General features: G+C 68.2%; 19 protein-coding genes, 1 tRNA gene and 1 pseudogene. 11 read left to right on the top strand and 10 right to left on the bottom strand.

The genetic code is table 11. From position 1 onward, the window contains the following. Positions 1-38 precede the first annotated feature (38 nt). The 4 genes from ACFU6I_RS30800 to ACFU6I_RS30785 all read right to left on the bottom strand — a co-directional run bounded on the left by ACFU6I_RS30800 (position 39) and on the right by ACFU6I_RS30785 (position 1,933). The gene (locus ACFU6I_RS30800; RefSeq protein WP_384372562.1) at positions 39-335 is read right to left on the bottom strand and encodes a hypothetical protein; all 297 of its coding nucleotides are present in this window, start codon (positions 333-335) and stop codon (positions 39-41) included. Between the two features lie 324 nt (positions 336-659). Further along, positions 660-1,133: a carboxymuconolactone decarboxylase family protein gene (locus tag ACFU6I_RS30795; RefSeq protein WP_384372561.1), complete on the bottom strand. Its 474-nt coding sequence runs from the start codon at positions 1,131-1,133 to the stop codon at positions 660-662. Between the two features lie 126 nt (positions 1,134-1,259). Next, positions 1,260-1,466: a hypothetical protein gene (locus ACFU6I_RS30790; RefSeq protein ID WP_384372559.1), complete on the bottom strand. Its 207-nt coding sequence runs from the start codon at positions 1,464-1,466 to the stop codon at positions 1,260-1,262. A 38-nt stretch (positions 1,467-1,504) separates the two neighbouring features. Further along, complete coding sequence (locus ACFU6I_RS30785) at positions 1,505-1,933, bottom strand: hypothetical protein (RefSeq protein WP_384372557.1); 429 nt, start codon at positions 1,931-1,933, stop codon at positions 1,505-1,507. Between the two features lie 145 nt (positions 1,934-2,078). On the opposite strand from ACFU6I_RS30785, the gene ACFU6I_RS30780 reads away from it, so the two are divergent. Beyond that, positions 2,079-2,315 (top strand): hypothetical protein, encoded by a 237-nt coding sequence (locus ACFU6I_RS30780; RefSeq protein WP_384372602.1) that lies wholly within the window; start codon positions 2,079-2,081, stop codon positions 2,313-2,315. Between the two features lie 264 nt (positions 2,316-2,579). Then, positions 2,580-3,938, top strand: coding sequence for a phosphatase PAP2 family protein (locus ACFU6I_RS30775; protein WP_384372556.1), 1,359 nt, complete (start codon positions 2,580-2,582; stop codon positions 3,936-3,938). Positions 3,939-4,079: 141 nt separating this feature from the next. On the opposite strand, the gene ACFU6I_RS30770 is transcribed toward ACFU6I_RS30775, so the two are convergent. Then, the gene (locus ACFU6I_RS30770) at positions 4,080-5,354 is read right to left on the bottom strand and encodes an LAETG motif-containing sortase-dependent surface protein (protein WP_384372554.1); all 1,275 of its coding nucleotides are present in this window, start codon (positions 5,352-5,354) and stop codon (positions 4,080-4,082) included. A 722-nt stretch (positions 5,355-6,076) separates the two neighbouring features. Here ACFU6I_RS30770 and ACFU6I_RS30765 point away from each other — a divergent pair. The 3 genes from ACFU6I_RS30765 to ACFU6I_RS30755 all read left to right on the top strand — a co-directional run bounded on the left by ACFU6I_RS30765 (position 6,077) and on the right by ACFU6I_RS30755 (position 8,793). After that, positions 6,077-6,859 (top strand): polysaccharide deacetylase family protein, encoded by a 783-nt coding sequence (locus ACFU6I_RS30765; protein ID WP_384372552.1) that lies wholly within the window; start codon positions 6,077-6,079, stop codon positions 6,857-6,859. Positions 6,860-7,103: 244 nt separating this feature from the next. Continuing rightward, entirely contained in the window at positions 7,104-7,673 is a 570-nt protein-coding gene (locus ACFU6I_RS30760) for an endonuclease/exonuclease/phosphatase family protein (protein WP_384372550.1), read from the top strand. A 280-nt stretch (positions 7,674-7,953) separates the two neighbouring features. After that, positions 7,954-8,793, top strand: coding sequence for a DUF5707 domain-containing protein (locus ACFU6I_RS30755; protein ID WP_384372548.1), 840 nt, complete (start codon positions 7,954-7,956; stop codon positions 8,791-8,793). Between the two features lie 73 nt (positions 8,794-8,866). Here the strand turns inward: ACFU6I_RS30755 and ACFU6I_RS30750 are convergent, their stop codons facing one another. From ACFU6I_RS30750 to ACFU6I_RS30740, 3 genes are all read right to left on the bottom strand, one after another. Continuing rightward, the gene (locus ACFU6I_RS30750; RefSeq protein ID WP_384372600.1) at positions 8,867-9,079 is read right to left on the bottom strand and encodes a hypothetical protein; all 213 of its coding nucleotides are present in this window, start codon (positions 9,077-9,079) and stop codon (positions 8,867-8,869) included. 133 nt (positions 9,080-9,212) lie between these two features. Further along, entirely contained in the window at positions 9,213-10,178 is a 966-nt protein-coding gene (locus tag ACFU6I_RS30745; protein WP_384372546.1) for a trypsin-like serine protease, read from the bottom strand. 466 nt (positions 10,179-10,644) lie between these two features. After that, positions 10,645-11,163 carry a hypothetical protein gene (locus tag ACFU6I_RS30740; protein WP_384372544.1) on the bottom strand — a complete coding sequence of 173 codons (519 nt, stop codon included), beginning with the start codon at positions 11,161-11,163 and terminating at the stop codon, positions 10,645-10,647. Positions 11,164-11,309: 146 nt separating this feature from the next. Between ACFU6I_RS30740 and ACFU6I_RS30735 the strand changes: the two genes are divergently transcribed. Together ACFU6I_RS30735 and ACFU6I_RS30730 are read left to right on the top strand one after the other, a co-directional pair. Then, positions 11,310-12,035 (top strand): TetR/AcrR family transcriptional regulator C-terminal domain-containing protein, encoded by a 726-nt coding sequence (locus ACFU6I_RS30735; protein ID WP_384372542.1) that lies wholly within the window; start codon positions 11,310-11,312, stop codon positions 12,033-12,035. 93 nt (positions 12,036-12,128) lie between these two features. Further along, positions 12,129-12,568, top strand: a pseudogene (locus ACFU6I_RS30730) (site-specific integrase); the annotation flags it as partial. Between the two features lie 54 nt (positions 12,569-12,622). On the opposite strand, the gene ACFU6I_RS30725 reads toward ACFU6I_RS30730, so the two are convergent. Next, a tRNA-Gly gene (locus ACFU6I_RS30725) sits at positions 12,623-12,696 on the bottom strand. Positions 12,697-13,186: 490 nt separating this feature from the next. On the opposite strand from ACFU6I_RS30725, the gene dcd reads away from it, so the two are divergent. The 4 genes from dcd to ACFU6I_RS30705 all read left to right on the top strand — a co-directional run bounded on the left by dcd (position 13,187) and on the right by ACFU6I_RS30705 (position 18,045). After that, a complete protein-coding gene (dcd, locus tag ACFU6I_RS30720) occupies positions 13,187-13,762 on the top strand; it encodes a dCTP deaminase (RefSeq protein ID WP_037695496.1) in 576 nt (191 codons plus the stop codon). Positions 13,763-13,771: 9 nt separating this feature from the next. Beyond that, positions 13,772-14,281, top strand: a complete 510-nt coding sequence (locus tag ACFU6I_RS30715) for a phosphoribosyltransferase (RefSeq protein ID WP_384372540.1) — start codon at positions 13,772-13,774, stop codon at positions 14,279-14,281. Between the two features lie 502 nt (positions 14,282-14,783). Then, positions 14,784-16,622, top strand: coding sequence for a glycoside hydrolase family 15 protein (locus tag ACFU6I_RS30710; RefSeq protein WP_384372538.1), 1,839 nt, complete (start codon positions 14,784-14,786; stop codon positions 16,620-16,622). Between the two features lie 136 nt (positions 16,623-16,758). Continuing rightward, complete coding sequence (locus ACFU6I_RS30705; protein WP_384372596.1) at positions 16,759-18,045, top strand: MFS transporter; 1,287 nt, start codon at positions 16,759-16,761, stop codon at positions 18,043-18,045. Positions 18,046-18,244: 199 nt separating this feature from the next. Here ACFU6I_RS30705 and ACFU6I_RS30700 read toward each other — a convergent pair whose 3' ends face one another. Further along, positions 18,245-19,141, bottom strand: a complete 897-nt coding sequence (locus tag ACFU6I_RS30700; protein WP_384372536.1) for a Yip1 family protein — start codon at positions 19,139-19,141, stop codon at positions 18,245-18,247. Between the last annotated feature and the right edge of the window lie 311 nt (positions 19,142-19,452).

Genomic DNA, 19,452 nt, shown 5'->3' with positions numbered 1-19,452 from the left:
CGGCGTTCCGGGACGCGGGTACAAGGACCGCGGCGGCGTCAGGCGTGCCCGACCCCGAGTTCGCGGCCGCGGTAGAAGCCTTCCCGCTCCTCGACGATGTAAGGGGCCATGGCCGCACGCCGCTGTGTCTCCGCCGCGGAGGCCCGCCAGGAGTCGCACGCTTCCTTGGTGTCCCAGAACGACACCCCGGTGATCTCTTGCCCGTCCTCGGACCAGTACGCGTAGGCGCGGCGCAGCGCCTGCGGGTACTGATCCGGGCGCCAGGCCCTCTCGAACTCCTCCAACGCGCCCGGCTTGATGCGGCGTGTCGTCACCCAGACAAAGTGCTCCACCATCGCGGCCTCCTCTGGAATGCCGGTTCGACTTGATGGCGCCTTCTCGAGCCATCGTAGGTTTGTGGCACCGCTTTCGCCCCTGCTGCGGGGGAGCACGGCAGCCCCAGGCCGCTGAGCGGGCCCCGGACGACGGCAGGAGCTGACGAGCAGGCGTCGGTGTCGTGCCCCACCATCAAGGGAAGTCGTTCACTGCTCGATCCGGCACGGATCCGGCAGGACCGCCGGGCGGACCGGAACAACACCCCGGGCCCCGGCGAGGGGCGCCCGGGGTGTGTGATGCCCCAGCCGTGGATGCACCGGCAGTCCGTGGCCGGGCACTCCTGGTTATGCGAACTGGCCGGGCCGGTAGTCGCCGGCGGGCTGCTGGATGATGACGTTCGCCCGGTTGAAGGCGTTGATGAGGGCGATCGCGCACACCAGTGCGGCCAGCTGCTCCTCGTCGTAGTGCTTGGCAGCGTTCGCCCACGCCTCGTCCGTGACCCCGCCGGCCGCATCCGCGATGCGGGTGCCCTGCTCCGTCAGCTCCAGCGCGGCCCGCTCGGCCTCGGTGAAGACCGTGGCCTCCCGCCACGCCGCGACCAGGTTGAGACGTACCGAGGTCTCACCGGCGGCGGCGGCGTCCTTGCTGTGCATGTCGGTGCAGAAGCCGCACCCGTTGATCTGACTGGCGCGGAGCTTCACCAGCTCCTGCGTCGTGGTCGGCAGCGTCGAGTCCGCGAGCACCTTGCCTGCCGCAATGATGTGCTTGAAGACCTTGCCGATGGTCGGACTGCTGAAGGCGTCCAGACGGGCACTCATGGTGATCTCCTCTGTCGTCGTCGGTGGTTGCACACTTACGACGGCACAGCTCGACAGGATGTGACATGAACGCCTGTGACCTGCGTCTCCCCGCCCGCGCCGCAGCAGGGACCACCACGACGACGTTCAGGTCGGTCCAGGTGCCGAGTTCGGCGCGCTGCCACGGCTGGGTTCCGCCAGGCCGGTCATGGTGGCGTCCGTGAGGACGGTGACGTCGTCGGTCGAGGGAGTGAGCACGGGTAGGGCGGTGTTCTCGTTCCGCGCCGTGGGGTGGTCCGGGCCGGCGATGCAGCCGTCGACGGTGGCGGCGACGTGGTGGGTCAGCTTGCACATGGGCTGCTCGCTCCTTCGGGACGAATGGGGTTACGGAATCAGTTCGCGGGCACGTCGAGCTGGAACTCGCGCGTGCGCCGGTAGGAGCGGAAACCCAGTGCGTCCGACTGCCACGCCGCGGATCTGGAAGGAACGCCCGCCCCGGCATCTCTCCCCGCAGAGGTGAACAGCCGCAGGCCTGCGACGCCGACCGGGACGCCGTCCGCCCCAGTGGCCAGCCAGGTCAGCCGTCGGCTGTCCAACGCGGGTCGGGTGAGCTGGGCGTGGATCTGCCCGGGGCCGGGAGGCGGTACTCCGGGCAAGTCGTGGGCCATCGAGGCGGTGACGACCCGATGCCAGGCGGCGGCGTCGGTGACCGAGATGCGATGGAGCGCATTGAGGTGGACGTGCCCGGACAGGACGACGACTCCCGTGATCGAGTGGATCGGACGTCCGGAGAGCCACGTGAGTCTGACGGTCCGACACATCGGTCGGCCTGACTCAGAGGAGCTACCAGGGCATTTCGGCAACGCAGCGAGCGTGCGTGCCAGGCGTCGCGAGCCGGGCGCCCAGGGTGTGAGCTGCTCTTGATGTGTTGATCAGGAAGGCGGGGGCGTTGGGTAGGTTTGCTCCATGCTGTACGGGCGGGGGACCGAGCAGGACCGGATGCTTTCGCGTGCCGATGACGGTGCGAGCAGTGCGCCGGTGATCCACGGTGAGGCCGGAATCGGCAGGACGTCACTGCTGGAGTACGCCGCCGAGCTCTTCCTGAGCCCCCGTACGGTCGGCCACCATCTCTACCGGGCCTTCCCCGGGCTCGGCATCACCTCCCGCACCGAACTCCCGCTGCTCCTGGGCCAGGACCGATGACCGGCCGGGCCGGGCGGCACGGACTGCTGAGCCGGGGCGAACGATCGGGCGACGCGTCCCATACCGCACCATGAACGAGGCGGAACCCGGAGTGTGGTCTTTCGGTCTTCCCCGTCGGGCGGGCTGCTTTTGGTGAGGGAGAAAGCAGCGCCGGCCGGAAAGTGGCGAGCGAACCCACCCTGACTTTCAATCAAAATATAGAAAATCGGCTGAAAATTGAGACATATACCATCGCGGGCTTTTTCGCGAATAAGCAGGAGGGCCATGTTCTCCGTGTGGCGTCAACCACGAATAAGACTCTGGGTCGTGGCGGGTGTCGCGGCCCTCGGATTCCTCATCGCGTTGGAGATCGCCGCACGTCGCTACGGCCTGCCGGGGCCGATCGCCGGCCAGGCGCGAGAGCTGATATTCCCTCCCAAATCAGGCTTCCTGTTGTACGCCGGCATGGCGTTGATGATGGTGGTGCTCACCTGGCGGCAACGGTTCATCGCGGCTGCCGCCGCGATCGGTATCGACGTCGCCTTCTTGGTGGTCCGGTGGGCGGTCGGCGCCAGGATGACCGGCGGCCACCCCTTCGGCAACGGTGCGTTGTGGGTTCTTCTGGGCTGTGCGGTCATCGCTGTCACTCGCCGTACCGGCCGGGAACGTGTCCTGCTGCTGAAGGGCGTCGGGCTGGGCCTGCTGCTGGTGGCGGGCCGCAAGACCGGCGACACCTGGCTACTCATCACTTCGAAGACCCGCCCAACGGTGCTCGACCAGTACGTGGCAACCGCCGATCACGCGCTGGGCAACCCGTCGTGGCTGATGGGCCGGATCGTCACGGCCACCGGCTCGATCGGCTTCAATTTTCTCGACATCGTCTACGGTCAGCTCGCGGTGGCCGCGGTCGTCGTCGCGCTGTATCAACTGCGCAACGTGGCGGTCGAGCGCCGCTTCCCGGGCCATCATCTGGTGCGCACGTTTCTGGTGATCGGCCTCCTCGGGCCCGCCATTTACATGATCTTCCCCGTGGTCGGACCGATCTTCGCCTACGGCACCGGCGCCGAGCACTGGGCGACGGTCAGCCTGTGGTCGGAAACGCCGTCCAGCGAGCAATGGGCGGTGGCCGACCTGTGGCCGGAAACGCCGCCGCCGATCAATACCCCGCACCACATGCCATTCGACGGGATCACCCCACGGAACTGCATGCCCAGCCTGCACACAGCGTGGGCCACCGCGATCTTCATTCATTCCCGGACGGGCCCGCGGCTTCTGCGATTCGCAGGCACGTTCTGGCTGATAGCCACGCTCTGCGCAACGCTGGGATTTGGCTACCATTACGGCGCGGATCTCATTGCCGGCGTGGTGTTCACGCTCACGATCGAGGCAGCTCTGCGCTCGCTCGACCACGGCTGGGATCGATCAGGGGTCCAGCTGGTCGCTTGCGGCGCAACCGTCTTCGCTGCGCTCTTGGTGTCCTATCGCTATCTACCGCTGGAGATGGCGAAGCATCCGTGGGTGTCCGGACCGCTTCTCATGCTGGCGATGACCTCAGTGGTCTACGGCTACGTCAGGACCAACGCACTGTGGAAACCGAGGACCGCGCCGGCGCGGCAACCGGAACCACAACCCGGGCTCGTCTGAACCGAGTTGCGCCAGGGTGTGGGCTGAGCGCTACCCGAGCGAGGCCGGGATGCCGGAGAACTTCCACCGCTGCTCGGTGTCGGGCCCGTTGGGCGGCCGGCGCGTGGGGCGGGGTGCCCGGTCGGCACCCCGCCTCATGCGTCAGGCGTGGGAGCCGGCCTTGCGACGGCGTACGAGGTACATCGCGCCCCCGCCGATCGCTACGGCCGCGCCGCTCGCGAGGGCAAGCTGCGACGTCGCGGAGGACGAGCCCGTGGCAGCGAGGCTGCCGCTCACCGGACGGGCCGACGTGCCGCTCTGCGCCTTGAGGTCCGAGGTGTTCGGCTTGGTCGTGCTGGGCTTGGCGTCGTCGACCTTGCCGGGCTTGCTGCCCGCGGCGGCGATCAGGAACTCGTAGCCCTCGAGGTCCGGGTTCCCGCCGCAGGTGCCGTTGTCGTTGAAGTAGTCACCGGCGACGAAGGTGACGCCGTTGCCTGCGGGGGCCGAGGCGTCGATCGTGAGGCGCATCTTGATGTCGGCGTGGGCGCCGGCCTTCAGCGGGCTGATGGCGTCCATGTAGTGCTCGTTGTCGACGGTCTTCCACTTCGAGGACGAGGCGGAGGACCACTGCAGGTGCACCAGGTCATCGATGCTGTTGAGCCCGCTCCGGTCGGTCGCGTGGACGTAGGCGAACGGAAGCACCTCGTCCATCGTCTTGTCGGTGCCGTTGGTCACCCGGAGATTGAAGGTGACCTTCGTGCCGGCGACGACGGTGGACGGCAGACCCGTGACGACCGTGGTGAGCTCGGCCTCGGGGACGCAGGCCTCACCGTCCTCGCCGCCCTCCTCCTTCGCCTTGGCCAGAGCCTCGTCGGCGGCGGTCATGTCAGCGAGCGCCGCCTTGGTGGCCTTCTGCGCCTGGTCCAGCTTCCGGGCCGCGGCGACCCGCTCGTCGTCCCGCGCGTCCAGGGCTTTTACGACCTCGGCGTCGGCGGCGGTCTTGGCCTCGTCGGCGGTCTTGGCGTCGGCCTTCGCTTCGGTGAGCTTGGTCGCGGCGGCGGTCTTCTCCTCCTCGGTGGCCGTCTCCGGGAGGGCGTCGACCGCGGCCTGGGCGTCGAGGACCGCCTGGTCGGCGTCCGCCTTCGCGGTGGCGGCCTCCGCCGCCGCGGCCTCGGCGGCCTTGGCGGCCACGGTCAGAGGACTGGTGTCGGACAGGACCGCTTTCAAGGCCGCCTCGGCGGCATTCTCGGCCTCTACGGCGTCCTCGTACGCTGCCTTCGCGATGGCGGCGGCCTTTTCCAGCTCCTCGATGGATGGCTTGTCCTGCGTCTGCGCTGCCGGCTTGTCGTCGGCGAACGCGGGGGTGACCGACAGCAGGAGAGCAGGCATGGTCACTGCGGCGGCAACAGCTGTGGCAAGAATTGGGCGAATCTTCACAAGAGCCCTTCGGTGTCCGAAAAAAGAGAAGAAGGGGGTCGCGGCGGAATGAGGCACGCAGATGCGACTTGAGGTGATCGTATGGCCGGGGCAACGGTCGACCATCATGAGTTCTTCACCTGCTCCGGTCAATACCACAGCACCGCGACCGACAGAAATGGCGAAAGGGTGCAGTTGTATTCCCTGTCCGTGCTTTCGCTGTGATCAATGCCACAGGACCCTGGGTGCGGTGTTCTGCGAGTCCCGCGGCGCCGCCCGCCCCGCGAGCGCCTGCACTTTTGCCTGCGCGTGGCCTCCCCGCTCACCCGCCGTACCCGCAACGCTCCCGGTACGCCGACGAGTGAGGCGATTCCTGCCGGGTCGATGACCCCGGTACGAACACCGTGTCGTAGTCCGCTCGTTGACGGGACGTGAGACGGTGCCGCGTCTCCGTCCCATGACCGCCGAGCCGTTAGGAGTCGGTGCGGGCGTTGACGAACAGGGACGATACGGCCTCCTTCACGGCGGCGATCTCCGCCGCGTGAGGCTGGGCCGGAGTGAGGCTGCAGCCCGCCCTGCAGCCCTCGTTGTCGTTGCGCGCCTCATCTGTCGCGGGGCTTCTACGTTTGTCGCCGGTTCTCTGCGGATTCTTCTGCGATCGGTAACAGGGGGATCTTGTAGGGGCGTTCGTATGTCTTCATGAGTGCACGGCATCGGCGGAGACAGCAAAGGGGCGGGCGGACATGGCAAGGCACAAGGGAAGGGGATGGCACGTCCGGCTTCTCGCGGCGGCGCTCGGGGTGACAGCGATGGCAGCTGCCACCTCGGTGTGGACCGCGCAGGCCGACACCGCCGGAGGGCGGCAGCCGCAAGCGCGTATCTCGGCGCCGGACGCCCGGCCTCAGGACCGGACCGTGGCCAAGGTGGCGGCGGACATCGCGCACGCCTCGGACCGCGGCGCTCGGGGCGTCAACATCACCATCGACGACGGACCGGACCCGGTCTGGACGCCGCAGGTGCTGCAACTGCTGAAGGACAGCGGTGTGAAGGCTACGTTCTGCATGGTGGGCACGCAGGCCCAGGCGCACCCGGACCTGGTCAAGGAGGTCGTGGCGGCGGGGCACCGGCTGTGCAACCACACGGTCTCGCACGACACCACCATGGACACCAAGTCCGAGGCATACCAGTCCCAGCAGATCCTGGATGCCGAACGCATGATCACCAAGGCGTCCGGAGGTGTCCGGCCGCAGTATTACCGTGCCCCCGGCGGTGCTTTCACCCCGTACAGCCGACAGCTCGCCGCGTCCCGGGGGATGCGACCGTTGGGCTGGAACGTCGACTCCAAGGACTTCGAGCGTCCGGGTGTGGACACCATGGTCGCCACCGTCAAGAGCGAGATCTCCGACGGGCCGACGGTCCTCTTCCACGACGCGGGAGGGGATCGCTCCCAGACCGTGGCCGCTCTGCGCGAGATCCTGCCCTGGCTGAAGCAGCAGGGGTACTCCTTCGGCTTCCCCGTGCGGTGAGTGAGGCTCGCCCGCACTGACATCAAGACCCGCGACGAGCACAACCGCCGACGCCGCCGCCGACTCCACCTGGCGCAGCGCTACCGCCTGTTCCGGTCGCATTCCGGCCGGCCTCCTTCCCTGCGGTCGCGGTGGTCTTCGGTGTTGCTGCTGTTGCTGTCACGAAAACGAGTGATTTTGAGCGGCGCTGCCCGACCGACGGACTCTCGCACTCACGTCCGCGCAATCATGCGAGTACGGGTCGTTGTCGAAGCTCGTCATCACCACCCCGTTCGGAGTCACCTTCAGCTTCCCGAGAGGCTGGTCCGCGGTGGACGTCGCCCTCAAGGGCAAGCCGGCACGGGTGCGGGTGGCCACCACACACCTGCAGCCGGGGGTACCGGCCATTCGAAACGCCCAGGGGCAGGAGCTGTACGCCGCGCCGGCACAGTCGCCCTATCCCGTCACCGCCCTCGGCGACTTCAACGCCCCGCCCACCGAAGTGACCGGACCGTACGGCACGTTCACCACCGGCGGCTACGACGACGCCTGGCGGACCATCCACGGCCCCGGGGGCGGATTCACCGCCGTTCAGGACCCCGATCTGCGCAACCTGCCGTCCAAGCTCAGCTCGCGCATCGACTACGTCTTCTACCGGCCCACACACCTTTCGGCTGTCTCCGCCCGCGTGATCGGAGACAAGGTGAGGGACCGGACTCCCACGGGCCTGTGGCCGTCCGATCACGCCGGCCCGGTGGTACGGCTGCGCCTCCATTGGCCGATCGGTGGCGCAGCCGGACGACTGTCGTCAGTGGTCCGCACCGGTCGTCGTTGATCGCCCTCGGACAGCCCTTGGACATGCAGCATTCCGTAACCCGTAATCTGCAATTCCCTATTTGTTAGCCATAGTTGGTCAATGGCTATGGGTGACGGACTCCGTAATGACCCGCATAAACGCGTACTCGAAGAAATTTCACGGAGTTGCACAACCATTCACTGGTGCCCCACGTCTGATCAGTGGAGTCAGCAGACTTCAGAGACTGACTGGATCGGGCGCCGCGGAAGCATGCAAGAGAGCTGTCCCGTGCGCCCCTTTTTCAGACATGGGGAAACACATGCGCATTCGTGCCTCTGTCGCCGCAGTGACAGGCGCCCTGGCCCTCTCCGCCCTCGCCGTCCCGGCGGCGCAGGCGGATGACAGCAACACCGTCTCCTCGTTCACGCAGAGCGCCGAGACCGACGCGGCGGTCAACTCGGCCGACGACGTCAGCGGAGACACCACGATCTCGAACGTGGTCGTAAACGGCGGCAAGGCCGTCGTCATGGGTGCGACCACGAAGAAGACCTTCACGGTCAGCTTCACCGCCACGGACAACTCGGGCATCGAGTGGGCGACCGCGGTGCTGTGGCACGGTTCGACCTTCGACAACCTCGACGGCGGCGTGGTGCCCAACGAGGGCGAGGCCGTCTGCACCAAGGTCAACGACACGACCTCCACCTGCAAGCACACCTTCACTGTCGACGCCAACTACGACCTGCTGAACAAGCTGGCCGGCGGCTGGAAGGTCTGGGCGATCGCTCAGGGCACGGACGCCGACTACGTCCAGAAGGACAACGCCAAGGGCTTCAGCCTGCAGCGCATGTCGAAGCTGACGGTCAACGCGTCCCCGGAGCCGGTGGTGAAGGGCAAGACCATCACGGTCACCGGCGCGCTGACCCGTGCCGACTGGGAGTCGAACAAGTACGTGGGCCTCAGCGGCCAGTCGGTGGTGCTGCAGTTCCGCAAGGCGGGCACCACGAACTACACCAACGTCAAGGGCATCAAGTCGACCACGGGCGGCGCGCTGAAGACCACGGTCACGGCGTCCACCGATGGCTATTACCGCTTCACCTACGCGGGTATCGCGTCCACCGCGGCGGTCAGCGCCGCGGGTGACTACATCGACGTGAAGTAAGTCGGCGTGAGGCAAGCCGACGTGAAGCAGCCCCTGGCCCCGTAGACGCGGGGCCGGTGACGGATAAACGGATTTACGCGGGAAAGCGGCGGTCGACCCACCTCCACACGAGCTCCAGGGCGGCCGCCGCCACCACGGCGATACCCACCGCGACCCACGGCATGGTCACCCCGACCGGCTTCAGCAGACCATTCCGGGTGATCGGCCCACAGCTGCGTTGCGTATTCGTCGAAGTAGCGGCGTTGAAGGGACGGCGGGCGATCCCCTCGACGAACAGCAGTTGCATGCCTTGAGGCAGCTGTGCCCGGGCCTTGAGGAGTCGATCGAGCACTCCTCTGCGACAGCGTTTGTCGATGAGTTTCAGCAGCGGGGCGGCGGCCCCTGGAGAGGGGTCCGCCGTTGGGGTGCGGCGGTTTCGCTCAGGCGGCGTGGCGGGTCCTGCGGCGGCGTACTGCGAGGGCGGTGCCGCCACCGGCGACGATCAGCGCGGCAGCCACGCCGGTGATCGCCGTGGTGTTGTCGTTCGTGCCGGTCTCGGCGAGGTCGGAGCCCTTGGCCGCAGTCGGCTGGGCGCTGTTGGTCTTCATGGTCTTGTCGATCCAGCCTGCGTAGGCGGGCGCGCTGGTGTAGAGGCCGGGGCCCTGCGAGCACGGCACCTTCGGGGCGCCGGGCCCCGAGGTGACGCCGATCAGCTCCCACCGGCCGTTCCGGCCCTTCTTGACCTGAGGTCCGCCGGAGTCCCCGAAGCACGCCATGGCCTTGGGCACGGTGGTGATCGTGCACAGCCGGGTCCGGTCCGCGTAGCCGGGCGCGCACTCGGACTCGGCGCCCCTACGGGTGTTCAGCTCCTGCAGTCGGTCCGGGAACTTGAACTCGGTGTCGACGGTGGTGCCGAAGCCCAGGAGGCGGGTCGGTGTGCCGGGCGGCCCGGGCTGCTCGGCGATCTTGATGGGTTGCTGGGCGACCGGGCGGTCCAGGCGTATCAGCGCGATGTCGTTCTTGTTGGCGGCCTTGTTGTCGCCGTTCACATAGCCGGGGTGGACGAAGGTCCGGTCGATCTTCCGGACGGTGCCGCCGGACTTGCGGTGGTCGCTGCCGACCCGCACGATGCCGTCCAGCTTGATGCCCTCGACCTTCAGGCAGTGAGCCGCCGTCAGCGCCCACTGCTGATCGATCAGCGATGCTCCGCAGTTCCCGTCGATCAGACCCTGGTCCGGGGCCGACTCCGGGATGGTCGCCATGAACGGGTAGCTCTCGGTGGAGTCCGACCCGTTGACGATGGCTCCGGCGCTGCCGGCCATGACAGTGACGCAGACCGCGGCCGCGAGAGCGCCGACTGCAGCGGTGCGGGCGGTACGGCGGCGCAGCGGCTTGAAGCTGAACACAGAGAGTTCCCTTTTGCTTGGTGGATCCGTATGCGTTCAGCCTCGTTGTCCGAAACCTGCTGCACCATCCGGGCAACTGGGCGGTCGATGGTGGGGCCAGCCCCCCTTCTGTACTGGGGAAATCTCGGAGGCCGGAGTGTGGCTGCCCGACGAAGGACTTCGCAGAGCGCCGGAGAGGGACCTTGCAGGGAGTCACCGGCCCGGGAGCAAGGACACAGGGACGTACGCCCTGCTCGCGCTCGTGCACGCCGTACTGGCGACCGGCTACGACACGGAACGGTCGAAGCGGCGAACGCCCCGCCGACCGCCGGTCGGACCTGCACTTCCTGGCGTCTGGTGGCTGAGCTTGCCGGGCGCTTGTTGTCGACCGCTGTTCTCCGCTCTCTCTGGTGCGCATCTGGTGCGCGTGGGGCCTGGGTGCGCCGCCGTGGTTCAGTCGCGGTGTGGCCGGGCGCCCGGTGCGGGGTCAGGCGAGAGCGAGTGCGGTGAGGGCGAGGGCGGCGGCGCCGAAGACGATGACGTGGCGGGCGTTCTGCAGGATCCAGACCCAGCGGGGGAAGCCGGACTCGGCGGCCTTCAGCAGGGCGGCCACGTCGATGCGGGTCAGCTCCGGGTCGCCCTTGCGGGCGAAGGCGGCCTGGACCGAGGTGGTGGCGGTCAGGTTGCTGTAGAGGATCACGCAGTTGATGGCCACGATCAGGCCCAGGACGATCCAACTGAGCAACCCGGCAAAGGAGTTGCCGATGAGGTTCAGCGCCGCGGTGGCGGCCAGGACGGTGGCGATGGACACCGGGGCCCAGGTTTCGTGGCCGCCGGCGTCGAAGCGCATCCCGTTCTCCTCCAGCACGGTGGTTCGCACGCCCTGGCGGCTCAGCTCGGCCTGCGCGGCGGCGGTGGCGGTTGCCCCGAAGCGGGCCCGGACGACCGGGATGCTGACGAAGGCACCGGCGACGGACAGCTGCATGGCGGCGACGAAAACGTTCACGACTGGTTCCCCTCGGGATGGTGCGCCGGCCTCGGCGCTCAGTGTCTTGAACTAAGTGCAAGTACAAGTTAGCCGAGGACTTGAACTATGTGCAAGAAGGTATTTGAACTTTGTGCAAGAGCCTGGGGTCGCTCTATCGTGAGTCCATGCCACGCAACACGCTCACCCGCGATCAGATCGTCCGCACCGCCGTCGAACTGCTCGACGAGGAAGGCATGGAAGGCCTGAACATGCGCAGCCTCGGCAAGCGCCTGGACAGCGCGGCCACAGCGGTCTACTGGCACGTCAAGAACAAGGACGACCTCGTTCTGCTGGCCGGAGACCTGGTCTGGCACGAGATCGAGCTGCCGGAACCGGACGCGGCCGACTGGCGTCGCGCGGCCGTGTCGCTCGCCGTCGACCTGAACGCCATGTTTGAGCGCCATCCGTGGCTGGTGCAGGCATTCGGCTCCCACCTCTTCTACGGCCGGGGAAAGGCGCGGTACGACGACCACTGCATCGCCCTGTACGAGCAGGCCGGATTCGCCCCCGCCGACGCCGACCAGGTCGCCGCAGCCGTCTTCACCTACGTGCTCGGCAACGCGCTCGGCACGGCGGCCATGGGTTCCCTCGACCGGCGCCTGCGCCGCGACGGCCACGATCCGCAGGAGTTCATCGCAGCCACCATGACCAAGGCGGCGGAGGTCGCCCAGGAATTCCCCCGCCTTCGTGCGCGTCTGACACAGCCCGCCGCCACCGACTACGCCGCCGCTCCCGCGCAGACCCTCGAACGCGGCCTGCGCGCCCTCCTCGCCGGACTCGAGGCCCAACTCCCTCCCCACCCGCGGCAGGTGCACGAATCGGCGGGAGCAGCTCACCCCGGGAGCACATGAACGGCCTCTCCGGAACGGCCCCCTGCTGAGAGGGCCTCACAAGTGGGCGCCCGGCAAACCTTTCCGGTCGCAGCACTGGCGAGCCGCAGGAGGGGGGCGCGGAGTTCGGGGAGCCGTTCGGTGAACGCTCGTGGTTCTGTCGGCCTTCCGGGGGCCGACCTCTGTCGGCATCTCGACCGGTGTGCGGAGAAGGGACCGGACGGACTGCTGTTCGTGGGGGAGAAGGGCAAGCCGTTCCGCCGTCCACCTTCGGGCGAAAGTGGCGTGCTGCGCGTACGAAGGTCGGTCTTCCTGACGGCTTTCGCTTCTACGACCTTCGTCATACCGGGCACACGCTCACGACCCGTTCCGGGGCGACGCTGAAGGACACGATGGTGCGGGCTGGGCAGTCGACCGAGCGGGCCGCGCTCATCCATCAGCACTCGGACCTGGAGCGGCAGCGCGAGGTGGCGGCCGGCCTCGACCAGCTCGTACGGGCTCGACGCGAAGCGGCGGATGACCAGGCACCTGGCGCGGATGTGGCACGAGACGCTTGGGCAGGTCCGGACAACAAAGAAGCCCCGGGCCGTTGGCCTGGGGCTTTTTCATGGAGCGGGTGACGAGAATCGAACTCGCGCTCTGAGCTTGGGAAGCTCATGTTCTACCATTAAACTACACCCGCGAAGCGCACTGAATGATCAGCTGCATCGTCGCACACTCTACCCCATGGCAGGCCCCCGGTGTACGAACCGGGGGCCTGTGTGTCATGCGTCGAGGATGGATACGGTTGCTGTGGGCGGGAGTTGGGGGCGTAGCGTGCATAGTCGGAGTGCCGCCTGGAGTGGCGTCCTGTTCATCCCCTAATGTGGCTTTCTCGTCCAAGGCTCGTTGGGGAAGGGACTTGATGGACTCCATGGAGCGCACCGTCGTCCGCTGTGCCGAAGGGCACATTTTCGCTACCGCTTCGTTCCCGATGCAGCAGCTCGGGGCCGGCCGGATCGGTCCCGGGCGGCTTATCCGCTGTCCGCGATGTGCCCGGTTGCGGCAGGCCGTTCCGGTGGAGTTCGAGCGGCGGTAGCAGCAGGGGGCAGGAGCGGCGGCGGACGGTCGTCGCAGAACGCGCGGGGCGGTCCGGTTGGGGCGGGCCCGCGCGTTCTGCGTATCCTCGGGGCGTGCTTCTCTCAGATAAGGACATCCGGGCCGAGATCGACGCCGGGCGGGTCCGCATTGATCCGTACGACCCGTCGATGGTGCAGCCATCGAGCATCGACGTGCGGCTCGACCGCTACTTCCGGGTGTTCGAGAACCACCGTTATCCGCATATCGACCCAGCCGTCGAGCAGGCGGATCTGACGCGCACGGTCGAGCCGGACGGGGATGAGGCGTTCATCCTCCACCCCGGCGAGTTCGTGCTTGCCTCGACGTACGAGGTCATTTCGCTGCCCGACGATCTTGCGTCGCGGCTGGAGGGCAAGAGTTCGCTCGGGCGGCTCGGGCTCGTGACGCATTCGACGGCAGGGTTCATCGATCCCGGGTTCTCCGGGCATGTGACGCTGGAGCTGTCGAATCTTGCGACGCTGCCGATAAAGCTGTGGCCGGGCATGAAGATCGGCCAGCTGTGCATGTTCCGGCTGAGTTCGCCGTCGGAGTTCCCGTACGGCTCCGAGCGCTACGGGTCGCGCTACCAGGGGCAGCGCGGGCCGACGGCTTCGCGTTCGTTCATGAATTTCCACCGGACCCAGGTGTGATGCCGGACCATGACTGACGTACGAGAGAATCTGACGTACGACGGATTCGGTCATGCCGTGCGTGAACTGGCGCAGGCCGTGGCCGACGACGGCTACGAGCCTGATGTGGTGCTGAGCATCGCGCGCGGCGGGGTCTTTGTCGCCGGCGGGCTGGCGTACGCACTGGACTGCAAGAACATTCATCTGGTGAATGTCGAGTTCTATACCGGCGTGGGCACCACTTTGGAAATGCCGGTGATGCTGGCGCCCGTTCCCGACGTCATTGATTTCTCGGACAAGAAGGTCCTGATCGCCGATGACGTGGCGGACACCGGGAAGACGCTGAAGCTGGTGCGCGATTTCTGTATCGGGCACGTTGCCGAGGTGCGCAGCGCGGTCATCTACGAGAAGCCGCACTCGCTCGTGAAGTGTGAGTACGTGTGGAAGAAGACCGATCGCTGGATCAATTTCCCGTGGTCCGTCCTGCCTCCGGTGAGCAAGTCGGGCGAACCGATCAAGGGGAACAAGGAAGCGCTGTAGCCCTGAAGGCACGGTAGGTGCCGGCATTGCCGTGCCGGAGCCGTCGGCAGGGTCGGCGATCTGTGTACGCGTGCCTTCCACTTCCGGTCCGTCCTGCCCGGACGGCAGGTCGAGCACCCCGCTTCCTCCGGTCGGTTCAACCGGATCGAGAGCGAGACATGGGCATGACACTGCGTTCGGCCCGCCACGTCGGGGCTGTGTCTGTGACCTCTGCATCTGCCGGAATCCGCAGCCCTGGCCAGTCGCCGCGGCCGGCGTCGGCGGGCTGGTTCGGCATGCGCTGAATTACGACGAGGCGCACACTGTGAATCGGGTACGCGCCGCCAGGCGCGCACCGTCTTGCCGACGTTGGTCCCCGGTCCGGGTTCGTGGACGGGGAAGGCACACGGCGCCGCGCTGTGCTTCCCCTGTGGTCCTGACGGCCGTGATCGGTACGTCTGGGTGCTCGGGTTCGGCCGGAGGAGGACGTGTGGTCAGTTATCCGGCAATCGCTGATCATGGCATGGTCGGTGACCTTCAGACTGCTGCGCTGGTGACGTCCGAGGGCACGATCGACTGGTGGTGCGCCCCCCGCTTCGACTCGCCCAGCGTCTTCGCGTCGATCCTCGACCCCGAACGCGGCGGCCACTGCCGATTCGCCGCCGACCTCACCGAGCAGAGCGGCGCGACGACGCGGCAGCTCTACCTCGCGGACACAGCCGTCCTGGTCAACCGGTTCCTGGCACCCGGCGGTGTCGGCGAGGTCGTCGATTTCATGACGCCGGTCGAGGGCGCCGGGCCCGTCGACCGGCACCGCATCGTCCGGGTCGCCCGCGTCGTCCGGGGCAGCCTGCCGTTCACGTTCAGCTGCCGCCCGCGCTTCGACTACGGCCGCGCCCCGCACACCCTGTCCCGGTCCGATGACCGGTCGGCGGTCCTCCACGGTCCCGGAACCGACCTCCACGTCCAGGCCACCGCGCCCGTCGTCCTCACCGCTGACGGTGACGACGTCATGGCCCGATTCACGCTCGGCATGGGACAGGTGGCGGCCGTGGTGCTGACGAGCGTCCCGAGCGGCGAGCCCGCCGCCGGCCCGCCGTCCCTGGACGACGTCACCCGGGAGCTGGAGTCCTGCTGGGCCTTCTGGCTCTCCTGGCTGCGCTCCTCGACCTACCGCGGCCGGTGGCGCGACATGGTGAACCGCTCGGCGATCACCCTCAAACTGCTCACCTACGCCCCGACCGGCGCGCCGATCGCCGCCGCGACCATGGGACTGCCGGAGCAGATCGGCGGCGAACGCAACTGGGACTACCGCTACACCTGGATCCGTGATGCGTCCCTGTCCGTGCGCGCCCTGATCGACCTGGGTTTCGAGGCGGAGGCCCACGCCTTCCGCCGCTGGCTGCGCGACCGCATCGAGGCCGGCGGGACCGGGACGGGGAACCCGCTGCAGATCATGTACCGGGTCGATGGCGACCCCCAGCTCACCGAGCAGGTCCTCGACCACCTTGCGGGGTACATGGGTTCGGCGCCGGTGCGGGCCGGCAACGCCGCGGCGGACCAGGTGCAGCTGGACATCTACGGCGAGGCCGCCGATGCCCTGGCGCAGGGCCACGACATGGGGGCGGTCCGCGGTTGGAAGGCGATCAGGGCCGTCCTGGACTGGCTCGCCGACAACTGGGACCGGCCCGACGAGGGAATCTGGGAGACCCGCGGCGGCCAGAAGGACTTCACCTACAGCCGGCTGATGACCTGGGTCGCTTTCGACCGCGGCATCCGCCTGGCCACCACCTTCTCCCGCCCCGCCGACGTCGACCGCTGGGCGGAGGTCCGCGACGCGGCCTTCGAGCAGATCGTCGAGCGCGGCTGGAACGAGGAGCGGCAGGCGTTCGTGCAGCACTACGAAAGCGACGTCCTCGACGCCTCCCTGCTGCTCATGCCACGGGTCGGCTTCCTCGACCCGCGGGATCCCGCCTGGCTCAGCACCCTCGACGCCATGGACCGCGAGCTGGTCAGCGACAGCCTGGTCTACCGGTACGACCCGACGGCGTCTCCCGACGGGCTGCGCGGCTCCGAGGGCACGTTCAACCTGTGCAGCTTCCTGTACGTGGAGGCCCTCGCCCGTTCCGGCCGGCTGCAACAGGCCCGGTACGCCTTCGACAAGATGCTCACGTACGCCAACCACGTCGGGCTCTTCGCCGAGGAGATCGGCCCCTCGGGCGAGCAACTGGGCAACTTCCCGCAGGCGTTCACCCACCTCGCTCTGATCGCGGCGGCCATGGCTCTCGACGAGCAGCTCGACCGCGCCGAGAGCCGGCCCGAATCCGGGGCCGGGACCGGCGGCGGCCCGGGCAGGGCGTGACGCCCCCCCGGGCGGACGTGCGGAGGCGACAACGGTGTCCGGAGCACGAACCTCACCCCAGCCGTCGAAGGCGCAGCGACGGGTCCTCGCCCCGCTCGCGCTCGCGCAGTTCATCTGCAGCTTCGCCGGCTCCAACATGAACGTGATGATCAACGACATCAGCGAGGACCTGGGCACCACCGTCCACGGCGTGCAGACCGCCATCACGATCTTCCTGCTGGTCATGGCCGCGCTGATGATCCCCGGTGGCAAGCTCACCGACCGCTACGGCCGCAAGCGCTGCCTCCTCGTGGGACTCGCGGTCTACGGCGTCGGCGCCCTGCTGAGCGCGGCCGCCCCCGGCCTGGGCCTGCTGATCCTCGGCAACTCGATCCTGGAGGGCATCGGCACGGCCCTGCTCATCCCGCCCGTCTACATCCTCACGACGCTCCTGTTCACGGACCTGACGTCACGTGCCCGCGCCTTCGGCGTCATCATGGCGCTGGGCGGCATCGGCGCGGCCGCCGGGCCGCTGATCGGCGGACTCATCACCTCGGGGATCGGCTGGCGCGCGGCCTTCGTGTTCCAGGCCCTGGTCGTCCTCGTGATCGTCGTGCTCAGCCGGCACATCGAGGACCCCCTGCCGCCCGACCCCGCCCGGCCCTTCGACACCCGTGGAGCGGTGCTCTCGGCCGTCGGCCTCGTCCTCGTGGTGATGGGCATCCTCGCGGCCGACGACAACATCTGGCTCATGATCGTCCTGCTCGCCTCGGGCCTCCTCGTCATGTACGGGTTCTTCCGCTCGATCCGGGCCAAGGAGCGGGCGGGGGAGGAACCCCTGCTGTCCACCGCGTTGTTCCGCAGCCGGACCTCCAACCTCGGGCTCATCACCCAGAACATCCAGTGGCTGCTGCTGATGGGCTCGTCGTTCACCGTCGCCGCCTACCTGCAGGTCGTCCGCGGCTACGACGCCATCGAGACCGGCGTCATCTTCACGGCCGCGACGCTCGGTCTGCTCGTGTCGTCGCTCGCCGCCGAACGCCTCGCCGAGCGCCGTCCCCAGCGGACGCTCGTCATCACGGGCTTCGTCACCACCCTCGTCGGCATCGTCGTCCTGGTCGCGCTGGCCGGCGGCTCGACGAACCCGTGGGCCCTTGCCCCCGGGCTCCTGTTCATCGGACTGGGCCTCGGCGTGATGCTGACGCCCTCGGTGAACATCGTCCAGTCGAGTTTCCCCGAGGAGCAGCAGGGCGAGATCTCCGGCCTGTCCCGCAGCGTGTCGAACCTCGGATCGTCCCTGGGCACCGCGGTCGCCGGCACCATCCTCGTCTCCGGCCTCACCCACGGAGCCTACGCAGCCGCCATGATCACCCTGGCCGTCATCGGTCTCGGTGGGCTGGCCGCGGCGGTCGCTCTCCCACGAACGCAGGCCAAGGGCAGCTGATGCCGCGCCCGGAGCCAGGCCCACGACGCGCTCGCCGCCCCGGTCGGTGCCGCGGGTCGCTTGCTTCAACGCCCGGCAGGCGGTCAGATCCGCCGTGTTGCCCTCGGCCTTTGGCTGCTTGTGTTCCACGGGCCTGTGACAGCAAAGAACCCCCGGTGTTCCGTGCCGGGGGTTTCTTCATGGTCGTGGGACGCGGTCGTCAGATCGTGCCCAGTTTGATGATCGACAGCAGTGCGATGAGCTGGATCGCGGACGCACCCAGTGCCTTGGGCCACGGCAGGTCGTGCGACTTGCTCACCATGGACGTGAACAGTGCGGCCGACGCCAGCCAGGTTATCCAGCCGAGGACCTGGACCAGGGAGTTCTCGCCGCCGAGGAAGAGCGCGAAGATCAGCCGTGGGGCGTCCGTGATCGACATGATCAGCATGGAGAGGCCCACGGTCGGCTGCCAGGCGCCGTCGCCGCCGAGCTGGCGGGCGAGGGTGTGGGTGACCGCGCCGAGGACCAGACCGCCGATGACGAAGCCGAGGCCCGTCAGCAGGACGTACGGGACGGCGGTGGAGATCGTTGCGTGGATGGCGTCGTCGCGGGCCTGGTCGAAGCCGAAGAGCGCCAGCAGCCCGTAGAGGAACGTGACGATGAGCGCCGGGCCCCAGACGGGGTAGTCGCGCATCTGCCAGAACGTCGGCCCGGGGCGCAGCACGACGCCGCTCAGCAGCTGCTTCCAGTGCAGGCGGGGACCTGCGGGCGGGGCGGGTGCCTGGCCGGCGCGGTAGGTGTTGCCGTCGCCGTACGGGTCCTCGTTGATGCTGAACGCCTGGGTGTGACCCGGGTTGTTGGCGTACGGGTCGCCCTGGTGGGGCTGGTGGTACGGGTCGCCGAAGTATTCGGGTTCGCCGTGCGCGCCGCTGTAGCCCTGGTGCCCGCCGGGGTGCCGGGCTCCGTACGGGGCGCCGTTGCCTCCCGCCGGGGGCCATGGCTGCTGTCCGTACGGCGGCGGTGGTGCCTGCGTGCCGTACGGCTGCTGCTGCGGTTGTTGGTGCCCTTGTCGAGGGGTGCGGTTGTCCCGGCCGCGTCCGATCCTGAATCCAGCCACGTAATCGAACGTACCTGGTCCGCGTGTGTGCGGTGGGTGAGCCGGGGAACCCGGCCTCCTTTGCGGCCGAGCTGTGACATCCCCTAGGGGGACCCTGGGGGGCAGGCCGGTGGGCGCGAAACCCGGGCCTGTTGTACGGGAAACAGGCCCGGGTTAGAGGCCGTAGCCCTTGCCGGTCGCAGCCCTGGGGCGTGTGTCGGAAGTCCCGCCTGCCCCGCGACGCCCGGCACGCACGCTCGCTGCGTTGTCGGGGTCGTCCACGTACGTCCAGTACGAGGACGACCCTCCGCCTTGCGATCGCACGCACCGGA

Source organism: Streptomyces sp. NPDC057486 (assembly GCF_042802415.1).
Classification (GTDB): Bacteria; Actinomycetota; Actinomycetes; order Streptomycetales; family Streptomycetaceae; genus Streptomyces; species Streptomyces yanii.
This window is presented reverse-complemented; position numbering and strand designations above follow the sequence as displayed.

Excerpts from the sequence above, each read along its gene's own strand:
- ACFU6I_RS30800 (WP_384372562.1), bottom strand. The coding sequence starts at position 335 with ATGGTGGAGCACTTTGTCTGGGTGACGACACGCCGCATCAAGCCGGGC.
- ACFU6I_RS30795 (WP_384372561.1), bottom strand. The coding sequence starts at position 1,133 with ATGAGTGCCCGTCTGGACGCCTTCAGCAGTCCGACCATCGGCAAGGTC.
- ACFU6I_RS30790 (WP_384372559.1), bottom strand. The coding sequence starts at position 1,466 with ATGTGCAAGCTGACCCACCACGTCGCCGCCACCGTCGACGGCTGCATC.
- ACFU6I_RS30785 (WP_384372557.1), bottom strand. The coding sequence starts at position 1,933 with ATGTGTCGGACCGTCAGACTCACGTGGCTCTCCGGACGTCCGATCCAC.
- ACFU6I_RS30780 (WP_384372602.1), top strand. The coding sequence starts at position 2,079 with ATGCTGTACGGGCGGGGGACCGAGCAGGACCGGATGCTTTCGCGTGCC.
- ACFU6I_RS30775 (WP_384372556.1), top strand. The coding sequence starts at position 2,580 with ATGTTCTCCGTGTGGCGTCAACCACGAATAAGACTCTGGGTCGTGGCG.
- ACFU6I_RS30765 (WP_384372552.1), top strand. The coding sequence starts at position 6,077 with ATGGCAAGGCACAAGGGAAGGGGATGGCACGTCCGGCTTCTCGCGGCG.
- ACFU6I_RS30755 (WP_384372548.1), top strand. The coding sequence starts at position 7,954 with ATGCGCATTCGTGCCTCTGTCGCCGCAGTGACAGGCGCCCTGGCCCTC.
- ACFU6I_RS30750 (WP_384372600.1), bottom strand. The coding sequence starts at position 9,079 with ATGCAACTGCTGTTCGTCGAGGGGATCGCCCGCCGTCCCTTCAACGCC.
- ACFU6I_RS30735 (WP_384372542.1), top strand. The coding sequence starts at position 11,310 with ATGCCACGCAACACGCTCACCCGCGATCAGATCGTCCGCACCGCCGTC.
- ACFU6I_RS30715 (WP_384372540.1), top strand. The coding sequence starts at position 13,772 with ATGACTGACGTACGAGAGAATCTGACGTACGACGGATTCGGTCATGCC.
- ACFU6I_RS30710 (WP_384372538.1), top strand. The coding sequence starts at position 14,784 with ATGGTCGGTGACCTTCAGACTGCTGCGCTGGTGACGTCCGAGGGCACG.
- ACFU6I_RS30705 (WP_384372596.1), top strand. The coding sequence starts at position 16,759 with ATGAACGTGATGATCAACGACATCAGCGAGGACCTGGGCACCACCGTC.